The organism is Kothea flammea (genome assembly GCF_052161645.1).
GTDB lineage: Bacteria > Planctomycetota > Planctomycetia > Pirellulales > Pirellulaceae > Laterigemmans.
The window spans coordinates 7,420,317-7,438,146 of the sequence record NZ_CP197414.1; the positions used below are offsets into that span (position 1 = coordinate 7,420,317).

Here is a 17,830-nt window from a genome sequence, read left to right on the forward strand (position 1 = left end):
ATAAGCCTAAGTCGCCTTTGCCTCTTGCCGCATGGCCCGCGTCGCCAGTACCAGTTCGACAAAGTCGTACACCGCGTGCGCGACAATCGGGACGAGGAGATTTTCGCTCCAGATCAAGAGCATGGCGAAATAGATACCCATCAAACCGGTGACCACGATGTAAGCCGGAGAGATCGGATGCGCCAAACCAAAGGCCACCGAGCTGAACACGACGGCGATCGCCAGTGACGAAGTATCCCAGTCGGTGACCGCCCCGGCCAAGCCCATAAACAGCCAGCCGCGAAACAACATTTCCTCGCCGACCCCGGCGCACATCGAGACGATTGCCAACTCGGAATTGCGGAGATGAAGCATCAACCCGATCACACGTTCTTCAGTCACTTTCTGCAGGTCGCGAATTGCCTTGAGGGGTAACTTCTCCAGCAACTGAACGGCCAGCACCATCGGCACGGCTGCCAACACGCCCCACAGTAATCCGCTGCCGAGCCCCAGATAATCAAACCAATCGGGAACCAACTCACGAGGATCGGGACCGAAGATCACGCCCAACACCAGCGCAACCAAGCCAAGCCCGAGTTCCATCAAAATGGCAACTCGCAAAAACCCCTCGGGGGTCTGTTCTTCAGGCTCGAAATCATCATCCATTCGGCAGGTTTTCCTAAAACGTTTCCCAGTGGAACATCGCGTGTCCCAACATCGGCACCCTTAAGGCAAATGTCGCATTACGAACGAGTAAACTTTTCCGGTTCCGGTTCCGGTATATCTTTCAACAACCGCTGGATCAGATCGTCAGTCGTCTGACCCTCAGCCTGAGCCTGAAAATTGGTCGCCACGCGGTGACGCAGCACGGGAATCGCGATCCGCCGAATGTCTTCCGGGGCAACGCTAAAACGACCATCCATGGCCGCCAACGCTTTGCCTCCAGCCAGCAGGAATTGGCCCGCCCGCGGCCCGGCACCCCAGTCGACCAGCTCTCGAACGTACTGCGGAGCCGCCTCGTCGCGAGGCCGCGTGGAACGCACCAGTTTGGCCACGTAGCGAATCACATAGGGGCTCACGGCCACGCTCTGAACTAACTTCTGGATGCTCAAAATGGCGCGACCCGAGAGCACTTTCACCGGTTCTTCGCTTTCCCCCCGCGTGCTGGCGGTGAGGATTCTCTCCTCCTCATCGGCAGTGGGATAATCGACGCGGATGTTGAACATGAACCGGTCGAGCTGGGCTTCAGGTAACGGATAAGTCCCCTCCTGCTCAATCGGGTTTTGCGTGGCGATGGTGAAAAACGGGTTGGGCAGATCGAGCGTATCGCGGCCGCTGGTCACCTGCCGCTCCTGCATCGCCTGCAACAACGCGGCTTGCGTTTTCGGAGGTGTCCGATTGATCTCGTCAGCGAGCAAAATATTTGTGAAAATGGGCCCCTCGACAAATCGGAACGTGCGCCGCCCCGAATCGTCTTCTTCCAAGACCTGTGTTCCCGTAATATCCGAGGGCATCAAGTCGGGAGTAAATTGAATCCGCTTAAAGGAGACGTCCAAAATCCGGGCTAGCGTGCTGACCATCAGCGTTTTGGCCAGCCCGGGAACCCCTTCGAGCAAACAGTGCCCGCGGGTAAAAATTGCCGCCAGCAGTTGCTCGATCACTTCCGACTGCCCCACAATCACTTTCCCCAGTTCTTGGCGCATCGTCTGCTGATGCCCAGAGAACTCGCGGAGAACTTCACCTAAATTGCGAGATTTCGGCGGTGTGGAACTCATCGCTACGTAAGCTTCATGCGGGGGAAAAGGAGCAAATCGGGTACAATTCCCCTGAGGGAAACCGCCACCGAACAGGAATCAACCACTGACAGCTTAACGGCAAACGGTGGTCAATGAGAGGGAGTGTCCAGAATGCCAACGATCCAACCCAGTTATTCATTAATCATCGCCTCCCTGCTTGCTATGCTGGTAACGCCACTAGGGCCCCCCACAGCGCGCGCGGATATCACGGCCGCGCAAGTTGAAAACTCGATTCGCCGGGGGATGGAATACCTGGAAAAACGCCAATTGGGTACCGGCGGTTGGGATGAATATTTGCAGCACAATTGCGGACTGACTGCCCTCTGCACCCTTTCCCTGGTGACCGCTGGCATGCCTCCGGAATCCCCCACGATCAAGCGGGCCATGAATTATCTGCGTAAAAAGGGGCCCGTCGACACCTACTCGGTGGCGCTGCAAACGCTGGTGTTTTGCCAAGTCGGAGCGGCCGAGGATCAGCCGCTGATCCGCCGCAATGTCCGCTGGCTAGAATCCAAGCAAGTCCCCGCCGGCGCCGTCCGTCGCTTTCCGGGGGCTTGGGGCTATGGCAACGTCAGCACCAGCGGGGATCCCTCCAACACACAATTCGCTCTGCTAGCCCTCTCAGCGGCCGAAGAGAGCGGGATCGCCGTCTCTCCACAAGTCTTCGCGTTGTCGCTGGAGTATTGGAAGTCGCGGCAGCATCGCTTCGGCGGTTGGCCCTACATCAGCGACCTCTCCTCGACCGGCAGCATGACCTCGGCGGCGATCGCTTCCATCATCATTTGCCGCGGCCGACTGACCGATGACAGCTCGCGGATCAACGGGGAAAAGATTCAATGCTGTGGTGGCGGCTCCGAAGACGAAGCGATTGAGCGCGGGCTGCAGTGGTTGGCAGAAAATTTCACCGTCCGCTCCAACCCGGGTGCCACCGGTGCTTCGCCCTATTTGTATTACTACCTCTACGCGCTGGAACGAGTCGGTCGCTATACCGGACGGCGGATGATTGGAGATCATGACTGGTACCGCGAAGGGGCCGAAGTGCTGCTGCGACTGCAAGATGACCTGGGAGGCTCTTGGCGTGGCGAGTCGATCGAAAACAATCGGTTTGTCGCCACCTCGTTCGCCCTGCTGTTTCTCGCCAAGGGCAAACGCCAAGTCGCTTTAGGGCGGCTGGATTACAGCGAACAAGCCGACGCCGATGGTAAACCCGGGCTAGGCAACCAACATCCCGAGGGCCCCCGCCAGCTCGTTCGCCATCTTGAACGTGACTGGGGTCGCGATTTGACTTGGCAAACGATTCGCCTGCGGGGAGCCACGGTGGGAGACCTGCTGCAAGCCCCCGTGTTGCTGATCACCGGCAACGAACCACTCAAATTTGACCCAGCCGCCCGCGACCTGCTCAAAGCGTACATCGAAGGAGGTGGCTTTATTCTATTCGAAGCGGCGGCCGGTGATGGCTGTGGACCGGCGGCACCGTTCGAGCGTTCGGTCAATGCGTTGTGCCAAGAGATGTTTGGCAGCCCGCTGGAACGCCTCCCCCCAGGGCACCCCATTTGGTACGCCGAACGGCGAGTGGACCCCACCGCGATCGGTGAAAATTTTTGGGTCTACGGTGTGCAAGCCTGCTGCCGCACGGGCATTGCCTACGTCCCGCAAGCGTTGACCTGTCGCTGGGAATTGAACGACCCGACCAGCCGCACCACCTTCGCACCGGTGATTCAAAACCAGCTCGATGCGGCGGTCTCACTGGGGCAAAATATTATCGCCTACGCCACCGGGCGGGAGCTCAAAGACAAGCTCGAGACGCGCAGCGTGCTGGTCCAAGAAACGACCGCCCGCGCTGGCCAGCGTGGTGTTGTGGCGATTCCCCGCGTGGCTCTGGATGCGGGTGGCGAGGACGCGCGACGGGCAATTCCCAACTTGGCCCGCTACGTGGACGATTATGTTCCCATGCGGATCACCACCGAGACGCCGCTGGTGCCGATCAACGCGGATGCCTTGGAAGCGTACCCCATCGCCTGGATGCACGGTCGCAGAGGCTTTGAATTAACGCCCAACGAAGTCGACGAGCTGCGGACCTTTTTAGAACGTGGCGGCACCCTGCTGGTGGACTCCATCTGCGGCGACCCGGCTTTCACCCACGCCCTCCGCACGCAGTTGGCGCGCGTCTTACCCGACTCGCCACTGACCCCGCTGCCCCCCGACGCACCCTTACTGTCAAGTTCGTTCGGGTTTGATCTAGGAAATGTGACGCTGAGAATCCCGCAACGCAGTGGCAGCGGCGCAATCACCGTGCAAAAGCGCCAGACCAGCGCCGTGCTGGAGACCGCCTCGATCGACGATCGGGTGGCGGTGATCTTCAGCCCCTATGATCTGAGTTGCGCCCTGGAGAGCCAAAGTTCAATCCAGTGCCCCGGCTACACGACGGAAGATGCCGTCAAAATCGGGATCAACATGCTGCTCTATTCGCTGCTGCAGTAATCACTCAGCGGCGTTCGGAAAATAAGTGTCGTCTTTAGCGACGGCGAGGTTTCCGTCGCATCATTGGATTGAGCGTCCGCCGCGATGGCTTTTCGGGCTCGTCGCTGGCTTTCGCCAACACCAACTCAGGTTGCTCACTCGCTTCAAAACCTGAGATCGAATCGCGGATCAACAGTTTGTCGATTCGCTGTTCAATGCTGGTGAGGAAATCTCCCTCACCCGGGACCACGAAAGTGAAAGCCACTCCGTCGCGTCCCATCCGGCCAGTCCGGCCAACGCGGTGCACGTAATCATCACTATCTTGAGGCACATCGTAATTGATGATGTGCGAGATCGTGCTGATATCAATGCCTCGTCCCACCACGTCGGTGGCAACCAAGATCTGTAACTTACCTTCGCGAAGTTTCAGCAGCACGCGGTCACGATCACGTTGGTTCATATCGCCGTGCATCGCACCGCACTGCGGCCAACGGTCGCTAAGCTTTCGCTGCAGCTTGTCGACGCCCCGCTTGGTGCGACAAAAGATGATCGCCTGTTTGGGATCTTCACGTTCTAGCAATTGCTTGAGCAAGTCGAATTTACGATCGTGAGCGACGGTGAAATAATGCTGTTCGATCGTATCGACCGACATACCGGAGGACGAGCAATCGATGACTTCGGGCTCGAACATGTAGCGTTCGGCCAACTTTCGCACCGTCGGCGGCAAGGTAGCCGAGAGCAGCAAGGTTTGGCGATCTTTGGGACATTGCCGCAAGATTTTTTCGATCTGCGGGCGGAAACCGATGTCCAACATGCGGTCCGCTTCGTCTAACACCAAGCACCAAATGTTGTCGGTTCGCAAAGTGCGTCGGGCCAGGTGATCGGCGACGCGACCGGGCGTACCCACGGCGACTTGCACCCCCGCTTTGAGATCACGCAATTGGCCGGTCATGTTCTTACCACCGGCCAACACGGTAATGCGCGTCGGCACTCCCCAGGCCAGACGCTCTAGTTCGCGACCCACCTGATCGGCCAACTCGCGAGTCGGCACTAAAATCAGCGCTTGGGGGTCGTGGCATTCTTCGATCGGATCGAGTTGTTCCAAGATGGGAATGCCGAAAGCGGCCGTCTTTCCCGTTCCCGTGCGGGCTTGGCCAATCACATCGTGCCCTTCGAGGGCGAGGGGAATCAAGCCGGCCTGAATTGGCGTGGCGTGTTCAAATCCAGCCCGCGCCACTGCCTTTCGCATCACTGCAGAGAGATCAAGGTCGGCGAACAACGCTGGTGCCGGAACTGCGGGCTTATCCATTAAGCATTCGTCATTAATTATGGGGCGACGCGTGGTTTCAGCGTCCAAAATTTCAAGCATCTAAAATATTTTTCTTATAGTGTAAATGATTTAACGTCGTTTGGCTATGGCGCCTCACGACTATCGCGTCTCACGTCAAGGGGGCTGCGGGACGTTGCTCGGCCACTGCGGGCCCAATCCGCGCGCTTTCTTGACAAAGGGTGGCGACCAGGGCTGTCCAACCCGTTTGATGACTGGCTCCCAAGCCACGTCCATTATCGCCGTGAAAATACTCGTAAAACAAAATCAGGTCGCGCCAGTGCGGATCATCCCGATAACGCGTTTCGGTACCGTGGGCGGGGCGCTGCCCGCTGGCATCCGGTTCAAAAATTGAAATCAGCCGCCGCTCCAGCTCGTGGGCAACTTCCAGCAACGTCATGCTGTTGCCACTGCCGGTCGGGCATTCCACCCGAAAGCTATCACCATAAAAACTGTGATATCGCTGCAACGACTGGACAATCAAGAAGTTCAGCGGGAACCAGACCGGGCCCCGCCAATTACTGTTGCCGCCGAACATGCCGCTGTCGCTTTCGCCGGGAACATAGCGGACTTCATTGCGTTGGCCGCCAAATTCAAACACGAATGGCTGCTCGGCATGGGCCGCAGAGAGACTGCGAATCCCGTGGGGAGACAAAAACTCCGACTCATCCAACATCACGCTTAACAACCGCCGAAAACGATCCTCCGAAGGAATCGCCAGTAACCGCCGCTGCGGTGTGCCGTTGGCTCCCGACTCCTCACTTTCAAGATACGTCATATGTCGAGTTAAGTCGCCGCGATTTTCCACGAACCAACGTGTACGACGTGAGAACCCGGGCAATTGTTCAATCACCGCGTCTTCCAAAATCACGCCGGTAAGCAGGGGGATCAGTCCCACCAGGGAACGAATCCGCATCGGAATGCCGCTGTCCTGCAAATATAAATGGTCGTAATAAAAGCCATCTTGCTCGTCCCACAACCCGGTACCATCGAGCGAATTCATGGCTTCGGCAATCGCCACATAATGCTCAAAAAACTTACTTGCCATATCGCCGTAGGCCGGGTTGCCATCGGCCAATTCCAAGGCAATTCGCAACATCGAACCGCAATAGAAGGCCATCCAGGCCGTCCCATCGGCCTGCTCCAAATAGCCTCCCGGTAATGGCTTGCTGCGATCAAAGATGCCGATGTTATCCAGCCCCAAAAAGCCTCCGGTAAAGACGTGCCGCCCACGCGGATCCTTGCGGTTCACCCACCAAGTAAAGTTCACCAACAGTTTTTGGAAAACTCTCGCTAAAAAAGTTTTATCTCGCTGCTTGGGTGGCCCAGTCGTTTTGTAAACTTGCCAACAAGCCCAAGCGTGAACTGGCGGATTGACGTCGGAGAGCTTCCATTCGTAAGCCGGAATCTGGCCGTTAGGATGCATGTACCACTCGCGCAGAAACAGAATTAACTGGTTCTTGGCAAAATGGGTATCCAGGGCGGCCATCGGCACCATGTGGAAAGCACTATCCCAGGCCGCGTACCAAGGGTATTCCCAAGTATCGGGCATGGCCAGCACGTCGCGGTTAAACAGGTGCTTCCAATCGGCGTTGCGAATTTTTTTGCGGTTTTCGGTGACGGGCGGACCAGCTGGGTCCCCATCGAGCCAAGTCTGGACACTGTAGTAATAAAACTGTTTACTCCACAGCATTCCGGCGTAGGCTTGGCGAGTAATTTGCTTCCGCTGGGGACTCATCTCAGCCGCCACGCGCGACTCATAATACTCGTCAGCTTCTTTAATTCTGGCCGCGAAAATGGCTTCAAAACTAGCCCCCATCTCCGTCGCTTCAAGCTCCGGTCGCAGTGGATCGGGGCCAGGATCGGAGGCGAGCGGAACGGTCCGCGATTCTTGCGCCTGGGTGGGTTTGTCGGCCGTTTTCAATCGCAAACGAACTTCGCGACTCTCACCGGCAGGAATGACAAGCAAGCTATAGGCGGCCGCTTTGGTACCACGCTGAGCCGGATTTACGACTCGCGTGTTGCCGGAAATCACATACTCATGAAATGCATCTTTGAAATATTCAGACCCCGAAACCAGGTCTGGGTGCCGATTCGTATTGGTCTCATTGTCGGTAAAGATCCACTCGCTCGAATTGGCTCCCTGGGGAGGTTCCGCCAGCATCGCGAACTGGCCCAGCGTCTCATGGGCGCCACGTAACACATCCCCTTCGAGCCACATCTCGGGCTTGGTCGTACAGCCTTCATCGGTACAGCCCCAAACCCAAGAATTGCGAAACCAAACGGTCGGCAAGACATGCAGGATCGCCGCTTGGGGCCCACGATTGGACAACGTGTAGCGAATCAAAACGTCGTTCGGAGCCGCCTTGGCATATTCGACGAGACAATCGAAATAGCGTCCTTCATCGAAGACTCCCGTATCGGTTAATTCGTACTCCGTCTCATTGCGATCTCGCTGTTGATTTACCTCAGCTATTTGCTCGTAAGGAAATCTTGCTTGAGGGTACTTATATAAAGCTTTGGCATAAGAGTAAGTGGGAGTCGCATCGAGGTAAAAGTAGCATTCCTTGACATCCTCACCATGATTTCCCTCCGGACCATTGAGCCCGTAAAGACGCTCTTTCAGAATCGGATCGCGTCCATTCCAAAGCGCGAGTGAAATGCTTAATCGGCACTCGCGATCGCAAAGTCCTAACAGGCCATCCTCACCCCAGCGGTAAGCGCGACTGCGAGCGTGATCATGAGGAAAGTAGTTCCAGCTATCACCATGGTCCGAGTAGTCTTCCCGCACCGTGCCCCATTGCCGTTCCGACAAGTAAGGACCCCAACGCTGCCAGTTCTCCACTCGTGATTCGCTCAGCGTTAAACGATGATCTTCTAAACTACGCTGCTTGGTCATAAGGCTAAGCGATCAATTAATTGGTTGACACGGTCGGTGTCGAAGTTCATTTTGGCGGCGGCCAAAGCAAATAAACGTTTTTCAGCTTCCGCCAATTGACCATCGGCTGCCATCATCCGAATCAAATCGCTGAGCAATGCTTCTTGCTCCGCCGGATCAGAGGGCAGCTTCAGCGCCGCCTCGTCGCTGAGAGCAAAAGAGACTGATGCTCGCAATTCCTCCTCGTCCAAGCCCAACTGCACGCAGCGCTCGGCCAGTAAACTGAGTTCGTCCTCAGCCAGCATGCCGTCGGCCACCGCCATGACGACTAAGTTTCGCAATTGTTCGAATCGTTCCACCGAACTGGCGCCTAAGAATAGGGTCAAAAAAAGAAAACACTTCCGCTGATCCCATAATTGTAGCGCCGCCGGGGGGAATTGGCGACAGGCCCTAAGACTTGCGGCCCACGACCAACAAGCTAGACGCCGGCACGGGCAACCAACGATCAAAATATTTGCCAACCGACCATAACCGGTCAAACGCCGCCGCCTGCAATGAACCGAACCGCCGCCGCCCCAGCAGCGAACCGTTGCCGAACCAGCCTATACTGCCCAGCCGGTTGAAGGATTGCCGCTCAATGACTTCAAATCCAGCCCGCATCATCAACTGCTCCAACTGATGAGGCTGGTAGCGACGCTGGTTCCCCATGGCCTGATCAACGCGGTTGAACAGACGCATCTCAGCCGGCACCACGATCACGGCCTGGCCGCCCGCAGGCAGCAAATCGTAGAAGTTACGCAGGGCGAGAAAATCGGCCCCCACTTGCTGCAAACTGTTGACGCAGACCACCGTGTCCAAGTTCTCCGCTCGCAAATCGTCGGCGAACTGCCGATCTTCCAGTTCCGCTTGCTCGATTCGCACGTTGCTCCGCCCGCCAAATCTGGCTCGCAAACGATCCACGCGGTGCCCGTCGACGTCGGCCAAAACCAACCTCGCACGTTTCAGAAAGTGAGCACTCAAGGTCCCCACGCCGGCTCCCGCATCGAGCACGCGGCTCCCCAAAAATGGCTCCAGCTGAGCCGCCAACCAACCGTGGTACCGCCGCGCGTGACGAGCCGACCGCAACATGGTGTCCTCAGGTACCAAGCTGTAGTTGGCGTCGAAGAACCGACAACGAGCCAGCGTCAATAACGCCTTCACACCATCCTTGGCGCGAATTTTCTTACCCTCTTCAAACGAACGCCCTTGATACGAAACGGGCACCTCGTGAATCCGCGCTCCCCACTGAGCCAACCGACAAGTAATCTCGGGCTCCAGTGTGAAAGAACGACTCTTTAGCCGCAACTCGCGCAGAATATCGCCGCGAATAACCTTGTATCCCGTCTCCATGTCAGTCAGGCTAATCCCGGTCAACATATTGGAAGCCGTTGTCAACGCACGATTGATTTGCTCGTGCCAAAAGGGCAAGCATTGGCGGGATGAACCAGCAAACCGACTGCCAAACACCGCGTCCGCTTGCCCGGCCAACAAGGGCGCGAGCAATCGCGGCAAATCGGCCGGATCATACTCCAAATCGGCATCCTGAATGACAGCCACGTCACCGGTCATCTCTTCAATGCCGCGACGGATGGCCGAGCCCTTGCCGCCGTTACGTGGCTGACGCACCAATCGCAAGCTGGGAATTTCCTCACACAAAGCAGCCACCACGTCAGCCGATCCGTCGACCGATCCGTCGTCGATGGCTACGATTTCCAGCTCGATCGGCAACGCTACCGCGGCGACTTTCCGCAGCACATCGACCACCGTCCAGCGCTCGTTGTAGATCGGTACTAAGACCGAAAGCCGCTTGAGGCCCGCCAAATTGCTGGGCAACGCAGCTTGATTCAACTCCGCCGCCAGCGAGGCTTCCGCCTGCTCCAGCATCGCCAAGCCGCTGAATTGCTCGAGCATCCCAGACGCTGGCCGGGTTTCGCTGGTTGTAGATCCACTGTTTGTGGAATCGCCAGTTGTGGACGAAGTGGCGGCAGCCGAAGATTCTCGTGTGGTCGTGTTTGTCGACACTGTTGCACCAATTTATTTGGCACCGCACGGAGATCCTCCTGATTTCCAGCACAGCCGTGGTTCCCAAATGATGAACGCAGCGATTCCATTGCTCCGTTGTGTTCCACATCGACCCAGACTGCCAAACTGCTGCGGAAAACTCCTCCCGGTTAACTAACTTTCGTGTAAAACTCGTCCGACTGGGAAGTCTGTGTCGCTCGCGAGGATTCTGCTGATCAAGCGCCCTGTTCAGCGGCCCCCAATTTCGACCACAATCGGCGATCAAAACGCCGAGAAAAATCTCCCCCGTCGCGACTCGATTCTGCCTTACGACTCCGCCCAGATCCTGGAATTCCCCATGGCCAAACCGTCTCCACGCGTTACCACCCGTACGTTGCTGGCGATGCGTCAAGAGAACGATCCGATCACGATGCTCACCGCTTACGACTTTCCCACCGCCCGCCTGCTCGATCAGGCTGGTGTCGACTGCCTGCTAGTGGGCGACTCCCTGGCGATGGTCGTGCAAGGGCACGAGACCACGCTGCCGGTGACGCTCGATCAAATGATCTACCACGCCGAGATGGTTGCCCGCGCCGCCAAGCGCGCCTTGGTGGTCGTCGATCTACCCTTTCCCGAAGCCCAAATCAGCATCGAACGGACCGTAGCGGCTGCTGCCCGCGTCCTCAAAGAAACTCGCGCCGGTGCGGTCAAGATCGAAGGTGGCGCCGAGCAAGCGGAACGTATCGAAGCTCTTGTCGCGGCCGGCATTCCAGTGATGGGGCACATCGGCCTCCTGCCGCAACACGTTTTGGTCGCGGGCGGCTACCGCGTGCAGCGTGATGTCGAACAATTGGTAACCGACGCCCGCGTGGTCGAGGCAGCCGGCGCCTTCGCAACCATCATCGAATGCGTTCCCGCCACGGCTGGTCGTGAAATCACAGCCGCCCTCAGAATTCCCACCATCGGCATCGGCGCCGGACCGGATACCAATGGCCAAGTGCTCGTGATTAACGACCTGCTCGGGCTCACCGCCGAGTACCTTCCCAAGTTCGTTAAAACTTATGCCAATCTCGCGGTGACCATCCAGACGGCTGTCAGCGACTATTGCCAAGAAGTCAAATCACATCGTTATCCCACTCCTCAGCACTCGTTCAAGTAAGCATTTCGGAGCCACCATGCAACCTCCCTTTGGTACCTTACAACTGTATGATGATGCCCCGGCGCTGGCCGCCGCCACCGCGATCGCTTTTCAAGAGCTGGCCAACCAAGTGATAGCCACGGACCGCCCATTCCGTGTTGCCCTCTCCGGTGGCTCGACGCCACAAAGACTCTATCGCTTATTAGCAACCACCGCGCTGCCCTGGGATCAGATTGAATGGTACTGGGGGGACGAGCGGAACGTGCCCCACGATCATCCCGACAGTAACTATCGCATGGTCTGCGAAGCGTTGCTGAACACGGCTCCTGTCCCACCTGCGAATGTCTTCCCCGTGCCGATCGAGGTCGACAACCCAACCGCCACGGCCCGCAACTATGCCGAAACAATGCAGCGGCAATTTCAATCCACCACGTTTCCCCGATTCGACCTGGTCTTGCTCGGGATTGGTGATGATGCCCACACCGCTTCCTTGTTCCCTAACACCTCGGCCTTGCAAGTCAGCGATAAAGTGTTCGTGGAAAATTGGGTCCCACAACATGATACCTTTCGCCTCACACTCACCGCCCCCACAATTAACGCGGCCTCCCATGTGTGGTTCCTGATCACGGGGGAAAACAAACAAGATGCTTTGGCGAAAATTTGGGGGGCCGCTCAAGAACCTCAGCAATTTCCCGCTCAACTTGTCAAACCAGAGAATGGCCAACTCCGCTGGTTGACCAGCCGCGAAGCCCTACCCAATTGATCCCGCGTTCCTTACAGGGTTCGCTTAGAACAGTCTCAATTGTCCCGACTTGGGGAGCGGCGGCTGAAACAAACTGCAGTTGTGCGCGGACAACTTACCATCGAGTCCATGCTTCCGCTGCAACAGCCGATAGAGTGACTTAATCTGCTCGGCAATTTCACCCTGCCCAACCATCCGCTCGCCCCAAGTCGAACTGTTCATTTTGCCGCCACGGGTAGCCCGCACCCGACTTAAAATCTTCTCCGCTTGCAGCGGGCGATTTCGCTGCAACCATTCCTCAAAAACAGGCTCCACGGTTAGCGGAAGTCGTAGCAAGATGTAATTAGCCGTGCCCGCTCCCGCTTCTTTGGCCGCTTCCAGCAGCCTGGGGATCTCAGAGTCGTTAAGTCCCGGGATGATCGGGGCTGTCATCACGCCGACCGGAACTCCCGCTGCGGCCAGCATACTCACGGCGCGCAACCGCGCCGCTGGAACGCTAGTCCGAGGCTCCATCTCACGAGCGAGTGCCGGATCGAGCGTGGTAATCGAAAGATACACATGCACCAAGTCTTGGGCCGCAAGTTGCTGGATAATCTCCAGGTCCCTAATAACCAAGGCATTCTTGGTTATGATGCTCACCGGCTGGTGAAACTCCAACGCCATCTCCAAACATTGCCGCGTAAGTCGAAACTCGCGCTCAGCAGGCTGGTAGCAATCGGTGACGCCCGAAAAAGCAATCGACTCGGGTTTCCATTTCTTATTTGACAAAAACTCCCGGAACAACCGTGGAGCGTCGCGCTTGACGACAATCTTCGTTTCAAAGTCGAGCCCAGCGTTAAACCCTAAGTATTCGTGCCCCGGACGCGCGTAGCAGTAAGAACATGCGTGCGCACATCCACGGTATGGGTTGATGCTGTACCGGAAAGGGATATCGGGGGACTTGTTCTCGGAAATAATGCTCTTTGATGCATCATCGATGTACTCAATTTTGCGGTTTGCGAGCGTACGCAAATGCTCTTGGTCCCATTCCAAGTGTTCCAGAGTGGGCTCCCGATGAATCGATTCGAATCGATTTGGCGGGTCGAGATTGGAACCATGGCGCATTTACGTTGCTTTCAAACCTGGCATTTAAGAAGTGTCACCCAATCATTGTACCGAAGGCAATCCGCAAAGTCGAAGGAGAGTGTCTCTCGCCGTTCACCTCCCGCAGCATGATGATTTGTTAGAGTGGGCAGGCGGCTTCGACCCAGAAGAGTTCGGGCGCAGGAGAAACAACAAGCCGATGCGGCGCGGACTGGCTGAATGGATGGCATGGATGATATTACGTCAAATTCAGGCCGAGGCTCGGCGATCATCGAAGGTGACGAATCTGGGATTATTGCGAATAAGGCAGCAAAGTAATAAACTGGTCTGAGTTCCGTTCATGTTCCTCCTGGCTTTCTGCTATAGACCGTTGGTTTCCGCGGGCGAGTTTCCGAAGACGGTCAAAGAACTGTTCGCCGACAGCTTTAACGATAAATCTGAGAAAATAGAAACATGATGCTACGAACACTTCTGATTTTGCTCTCCCTTGGAGGCGCAACGGTGGCTGCCGGTAAAGACGGTGGGCGAGTCCTCTTCAACTTCGAGAACGCCGATGCCGCAAAACAATGGCAGACCGTTAATGACGGTGTGATGGGTGGCCGCTCCGACGGCCGCTTTAAGATCAACGAAGACAAAACTATGGAGTTCTTCGGCACGTTGTCGCTGGAGAACAACGGCGGCTTCGCATCGGTGAGATCGAGAGAAGCCAAACTGGAGCTCGCAAAAGAAGATGCGATTGTGATCCGAGTCCGTGGTGACGGACGTGATTACAACTTCCGTCTGTATGTGCCAAGAAGCGTCAGCAGAAACTCCTACGAACAATCGTTCAAAACCAAGAAGGACGAGTGGATTGAAGTCACGTTGCCAATGGACAAGTTCGTGGCCACATGGCGAGGCAGGGTGTTTCCAAATGAGAAGCTTAATCCCAGCAACGTAACGGGAATGGGAATTCAACTCAGTGACAACAAGCCGGGATCATTCAAGCTGGAAGTCGAGTGGATCATGGTTGGCAAATCCCTTGGTGAGATGTTCAAAGTCTTTTGCAAAGGGAATTACAAGCATCACCTGCAAGGAGTTTGCACTGACGAAAAGTCGATCTACTGGTCGTTTACCACGACCCTGGTGAAGACCGATATGGAGGGCACGGTGTTAAAGAAGATTCCGGTCGCCAACCACCACGGCGATCTCTGCTTTCACGACGGCAAGTTGTACGTCGCCGTCAACCTCGGCAAGTTCAATGATCCTGAGGGCAACGCCGATTCATGGGTGTATGCCTACGATGCTGAGAGCCTCAAGGAACTTGCCCGGCACGAGACGCAGGAGGTCTTTCACGGAGCAGGCGGAATCGGCTACCTTGACGGCCACTTCTTCGTTGTGGGCGGTTTACCAGCTGGAATTGAGGAAAACTACGTCTATGAGTACGACGACAATTTCAAGTTTCTGAAGAAGCATATCATCGACAGCGGCCACACTCATTTGGGAATCCAGACTGCCACCTTTGCCCACGGTCAATGGTGGTTCGGCTGCTACGGCGATCCGAAAATCCTACTGGTGACCGACGCCGCCTTCCAGGTGAGAGGCAGATACGAGATCGACTGTTCGCTTGGCATTGAAGGATTGACCGGTGCTCGTCTCCTGGTGGCAGGCGGGCGATGCGAAAAAGACAAGGGATGCAATGGAACTGTGCAGACAGCATTTCCAGATGAGAAGTCTGGATTCACATTTCGACGCGATTTGGTGAAGTAATCTGAGTTCGCTCAATTTTTTGGAGATGTGCAACCTTGGAATTAGCAACGCTTGGCTCTCAAAGAAGAAAGCTATCCCAGATGACGAGCCCACGGTCGCTCTGGCATCACTTCTTGTCTGGATCAAAGTCGCAAAACGGACATTGATTCTCGCCCGTCACAGCCATTGAGCCCTCTGCTGATTGCTCGTCAGTTGTCAAACGTTGAGCCAGATCCACCCTTGAGATGATCTGTATTTTCTCCTTTAGTCTTTTTGCCTGTGCCCGCCGCAAGCCCGGCTCCGAGGGCAAGTCCAACGCCAATACCAATTCCAATGTTGTTCATTGCTACGCCAATTCCAACACCAATCGCCAAGCCCATAGCAAGAAACGCCGGATTGAATTGCTTGTCGTTTGCCATGATTTACAATCGATCTTTTACTCAGAATTATAGTTAACTACACAATTAATTCATTTTTAATCAGATACCTCGATTCTATTATGCTGGCCACTGGAACGCAATTCACAGGTCAACAATCGTTGGTTGTCAACTTACTTGATATAAATATACAGCTGTTTTTTTGATAGTCCAAGTTGTGCCGGAACTCTTTCTGGACCCTTGGGTCACCAAAACCATCGTTTCCAAAATGATGCACTCGGTCGAAAAAGGCTGTCCTTTTTTTGAATTCCATAAGTCCCTCGGTGCGCTATCAAGCGGACCTCACTTATGATTTTTTTTGGACAGAACGTGTCGCAATCGCTTTCTTTACAAGTAGCTGAGGCGATTGTCGCCCGAGATCCTGCGGCGGTTCCAACGGAGGATCAAACCTGCTGGGAACCGTTCCTGGGCTCCTCGGCAGTGCACGTTCCGGCACTATGTTGAAAGACTACCCTCTCAAACTCGTTTGGGATAAAGGAAAAAGAGCCCCACAGCAAAGGGTCCGCTTGACTGAATTCAATCAATTTTTCACAGATTTCCGTCATCCATGAAACCCTATGATTATTCACGAAGCACCAGGCTCGCCATGGAGAGCGAGCTGTCCCACCGCGGTCTGCTGCTGATTCCACTGTGATCTCAAATCGCTAAACTATGCCCCCAGCAACCAGCAACCAGCAACCAGCAACCAGCAACCAGCAACCAGCAACCAGCAACCAGCCACTAGCCACCAGCCACTAGCCACTAGCCACTAGCCACTAGCCACTAGCCACTAGCCACTAGCCACTAGCCACTAGCCACTAGCCACTAGCCACTAGCCACTAGCCACTAGCCACTAGCCACTAGCAACCAGCAACCAGCAACCAGCAACCAGCAACCAGCCACCAGCCACCAGCCACCAGCCACCAGCCACTAGCAACCAGCAACCAGCCACCAGCCACCAGCCACCAGCCACCAGCCACCAGCCACCAGCCACCAGCCACCAGCCACCAGCCACTAGCCACTAGCAACTAGCAACTAGCAACTAGCAACTAGCAACTAGCAACTAGCAACTAGCAACTAGCAACTAGCAACTAGCAACTAGCAACTAGCAACTAGCAACTAGCAACTAGCAACTACCCTGCTACTTCCCGCGAATCCTCCCGAGCATCAACCGTGGATACCGACCAGTTACGATTTTTTTTGGGCGTGGCCGAGACGAGGAATTTCACGCGGGCTGCGGAAAAAATGGGGGTCTCGCAGCCAGCCCTCAGCCGCTCTATCCAGCGACTCGAAGAAGAGCTGGGCCAGCCGCTGTTCGAACGCAAACCCAGATCGGTTGATCTCACCGACGCTGGCTTGCTGCTGCAATCGCGCGTGCAGCTTATCCTCTCCATCGTCGATGATGTCAAAGCCGAGATTTCTGACGACGGCCAAAGTGGTCGCATTCGCGTGGGGGCAATCCCCACCATTGCTCCCTACTTTCTCCCCGACTTGCTGAGAAGTTTTTCCCAACGTTTTCCCCGCGCCTCGTTAATTGTCCAGGAAGACACCACGGACCATCTAATCAAACGCTGCAAACAGGGAGAAATTGACGTCGCCATCTTAGCACTCCCGGTTCCAGCAAAGTACTTAGAAATCGATGAACTGTTCAGCGAAGAGCTTTTTTTGGTACTCCCACCTGATCATCCCTTGTTGGCAAAGAAAAAAATCCGCATCGAGGATGTCGAAGCGTATCCTTTTGTGCTGTTGGATGAAGCCCATTGTCTATCGGACAACATCACATCATTTTGTCGTCAACGGTCTTTTCATCCCGTAGCCGTGGAACGCACCAGCCAGTTGGCGATGGTCCAAGAATTAGTCTCGCTGGCCCACGGCGTGTCGATGATTCCCCGCATGGCCCAGCGGATCGACTCCACCGAGCGGCGTGTCTATCGCACAATCGACGGAGCCAAACCCAAACGAACGATTGCCGCCATCTGGAATCCTTATCGATTTCAAAGTCAACTGATAATCGAGTTTCGCCGCAGCCTGAAAGCCTACTCCCGCGAATTCAATGCGAAATAAAATTTGCGAGGTGGTCTCCTAGGCACCTCCCCATAGCTCATTAAACGAAACGGAATCAGCCGGGGCGCGCCAGCGTCCGGTTCCTCGAAACTTTTTGATGAATTTCGTCGAAAGAAGCGACTTGCCTAACTGTTGGGCACACTATCCTATAATTGTTTGTGGTAACAATGACTTATAATTGA

At 55.7% G+C, this 17,830-nt stretch carries 14 protein-coding genes; 5 read left to right on the forward strand and 9 right to left on the reverse strand.

The window, feature by feature from the left end:
- Positions 1-6: 6 nt before the first annotated feature.
- Both SH139x_RS27695 and SH139x_RS27700 read right to left on the reverse strand, forming a co-directional pair.
- Positions 7-645: a CPBP family intramembrane glutamic endopeptidase gene (locus tag SH139x_RS27695; RefSeq protein ID WP_488352956.1), complete on the reverse strand. Its 639-nt coding sequence runs from the start codon at positions 643-645 to the stop codon at positions 7-9.
- 77 nt (positions 646-722) lie between these two features.
- Positions 723-1,754, reverse strand: coding sequence for an AAA family ATPase (locus tag SH139x_RS27700; RefSeq protein WP_488352957.1), 1,032 nt, complete (start codon positions 1,752-1,754; stop codon positions 723-725).
- Positions 1,755-1,886: 132 nt separating this feature from the next.
- On the opposite strand from SH139x_RS27700, the gene SH139x_RS27705 reads away from it, so the two are divergent.
- Positions 1,887-4,256 (forward strand): DUF4159 domain-containing protein, encoded by a 2,370-nt coding sequence (locus tag SH139x_RS27705; RefSeq protein ID WP_488352958.1) that lies wholly within the window; start codon positions 1,887-1,889, stop codon positions 4,254-4,256.
- 34 nt (positions 4,257-4,290) lie between these two features.
- Here the strand turns inward: SH139x_RS27705 and SH139x_RS27710 are convergent, their stop codons facing one another.
- The 4 genes from SH139x_RS27710 to SH139x_RS27725 form a co-directional block, all read right to left on the reverse strand.
- Positions 4,291-5,544 (reverse strand): DEAD/DEAH box helicase, encoded by a 1,254-nt coding sequence (locus tag SH139x_RS27710; RefSeq protein WP_488356110.1) that lies wholly within the window; start codon positions 5,542-5,544, stop codon positions 4,291-4,293.
- Positions 5,545-5,674: 130 nt separating this feature from the next.
- A complete protein-coding gene (locus SH139x_RS27715; RefSeq protein ID WP_488352959.1) occupies positions 5,675-8,461 on the reverse strand; it encodes an MGH1-like glycoside hydrolase domain-containing protein in 2,787 nt (928 codons plus the stop codon).
- A complete protein-coding gene (locus SH139x_RS27720) occupies positions 8,458-8,799 on the reverse strand; it encodes a tellurite resistance TerB family protein (protein WP_488352960.1) in 342 nt (113 codons plus the stop codon). The genes SH139x_RS27715 and SH139x_RS27720 overlap by 4 nt, the downstream gene beginning before the upstream one ends.
- Positions 8,800-8,890: 91 nt before the next feature.
- Entirely contained in the window at positions 8,891-10,501 is a 1,611-nt protein-coding gene (locus SH139x_RS27725; protein ID WP_488352961.1) for a glycosyltransferase, read from the reverse strand.
- A 337-nt stretch (positions 10,502-10,838) separates the two neighbouring features.
- Here SH139x_RS27725 and panB point away from each other — a divergent pair, with 337 nt between their 5' ends.
- Together panB and pgl are read left to right on the forward strand one after the other, a co-directional pair.
- Positions 10,839-11,639: a 3-methyl-2-oxobutanoate hydroxymethyltransferase gene (gene panB, locus SH139x_RS27730; RefSeq protein WP_488352962.1), complete on the forward strand. Its 801-nt coding sequence runs from the start codon at positions 10,839-10,841 to the stop codon at positions 11,637-11,639.
- A 16-nt stretch (positions 11,640-11,655) separates the two neighbouring features.
- Positions 11,656-12,381 carry a 6-phosphogluconolactonase gene (gene pgl, locus SH139x_RS27735; RefSeq protein WP_488352963.1) on the forward strand — a complete coding sequence of 242 codons (726 nt, stop codon included), beginning with the start codon at positions 11,656-11,658 and terminating at the stop codon, positions 12,379-12,381.
- Positions 12,382-12,405: 24 nt separating this feature from the next.
- Here pgl and SH139x_RS27740 read toward each other — a convergent pair whose 3' ends face one another.
- Complete coding sequence (locus tag SH139x_RS27740) at positions 12,406-13,464, reverse strand: PA0069 family radical SAM protein (RefSeq protein ID WP_488352964.1); 1,059 nt, start codon at positions 13,462-13,464, stop codon at positions 12,406-12,408.
- A gap of 432 nt (positions 13,465-13,896) precedes the next feature.
- Between SH139x_RS27740 and SH139x_RS27745 the strand changes: the two genes are divergently transcribed.
- On the forward strand, positions 13,897-15,189 hold the full coding sequence (locus tag SH139x_RS27745) for a CIA30 family protein (protein WP_488352965.1): 1,293 nt from the start codon (positions 13,897-13,899) through the stop codon (positions 15,187-15,189).
- Between the two features lie 188 nt (positions 15,190-15,377).
- On the opposite strand, the gene SH139x_RS27750 is transcribed toward SH139x_RS27745, so the two are convergent.
- The gene (locus SH139x_RS27750) at positions 15,378-15,587 is read right to left on the reverse strand and encodes a glycine zipper domain-containing protein (protein ID WP_488352966.1); all 210 of its coding nucleotides are present in this window, start codon (positions 15,585-15,587) and stop codon (positions 15,378-15,380) included.
- Positions 15,588-16,444: 857 nt separating this feature from the next.
- The gene (locus SH139x_RS27755) at positions 16,445-16,606 is read right to left on the reverse strand and encodes a hypothetical protein (RefSeq protein WP_488352967.1); all 162 of its coding nucleotides are present in this window, start codon (positions 16,604-16,606) and stop codon (positions 16,445-16,447) included.
- A gap of 151 nt (positions 16,607-16,757) precedes the next feature.
- Here SH139x_RS27755 and SH139x_RS27760 point away from each other — a divergent pair, with 151 nt between their 5' ends.
- Positions 16,758-17,648 carry a LysR family transcriptional regulator gene (locus SH139x_RS27760; RefSeq protein ID WP_488352968.1) on the forward strand — a complete coding sequence of 297 codons (891 nt, stop codon included), beginning with the start codon at positions 16,758-16,760 and terminating at the stop codon, positions 17,646-17,648.
- Positions 17,649-17,830 lie beyond the last annotated feature (182 nt).

Excerpts from the sequence above, each read along its gene's own strand:
- SH139x_RS27695 (WP_488352956.1), bottom strand. The coding sequence starts at position 645 with ATGGATGATGATTTCGAGCCTGAAGAACAGACCCCCGAGGGGTTTTTG.
- SH139x_RS27700 (WP_488352957.1), bottom strand. The coding sequence starts at position 1,754 with ATGAGTTCCACACCGCCGAAATCTCGCAATTTAGGTGAAGTTCTCCGC.
- SH139x_RS27705 (WP_488352958.1), top strand. The coding sequence starts at position 1,887 with ATGCCAACGATCCAACCCAGTTATTCATTAATCATCGCCTCCCTGCTT.
- SH139x_RS27710 (WP_488356110.1), bottom strand. The coding sequence starts at position 5,544 with ATGGATAAGCCCGCAGTTCCGGCACCAGCGTTGTTCGCCGACCTTGAT.
- SH139x_RS27715 (WP_488352959.1), bottom strand. The coding sequence starts at position 8,461 with ATGACCAAGCAGCGTAGTTTAGAAGATCATCGTTTAACGCTGAGCGAA.
- panB (WP_488352962.1), top strand. The coding sequence starts at position 10,839 with ATGGCCAAACCGTCTCCACGCGTTACCACCCGTACGTTGCTGGCGATG.
- pgl (WP_488352963.1), top strand. The coding sequence starts at position 11,656 with ATGCAACCTCCCTTTGGTACCTTACAACTGTATGATGATGCCCCGGCG.
- SH139x_RS27740 (WP_488352964.1), bottom strand. The coding sequence starts at position 13,464 with ATGCGCCATGGTTCCAATCTCGACCCGCCAAATCGATTCGAATCGATT.
- SH139x_RS27745 (WP_488352965.1), top strand. The coding sequence starts at position 13,897 with ATGATGCTACGAACACTTCTGATTTTGCTCTCCCTTGGAGGCGCAACG.
- SH139x_RS27750 (WP_488352966.1), bottom strand. The coding sequence starts at position 15,587 with ATGGCAAACGACAAGCAATTCAATCCGGCGTTTCTTGCTATGGGCTTG.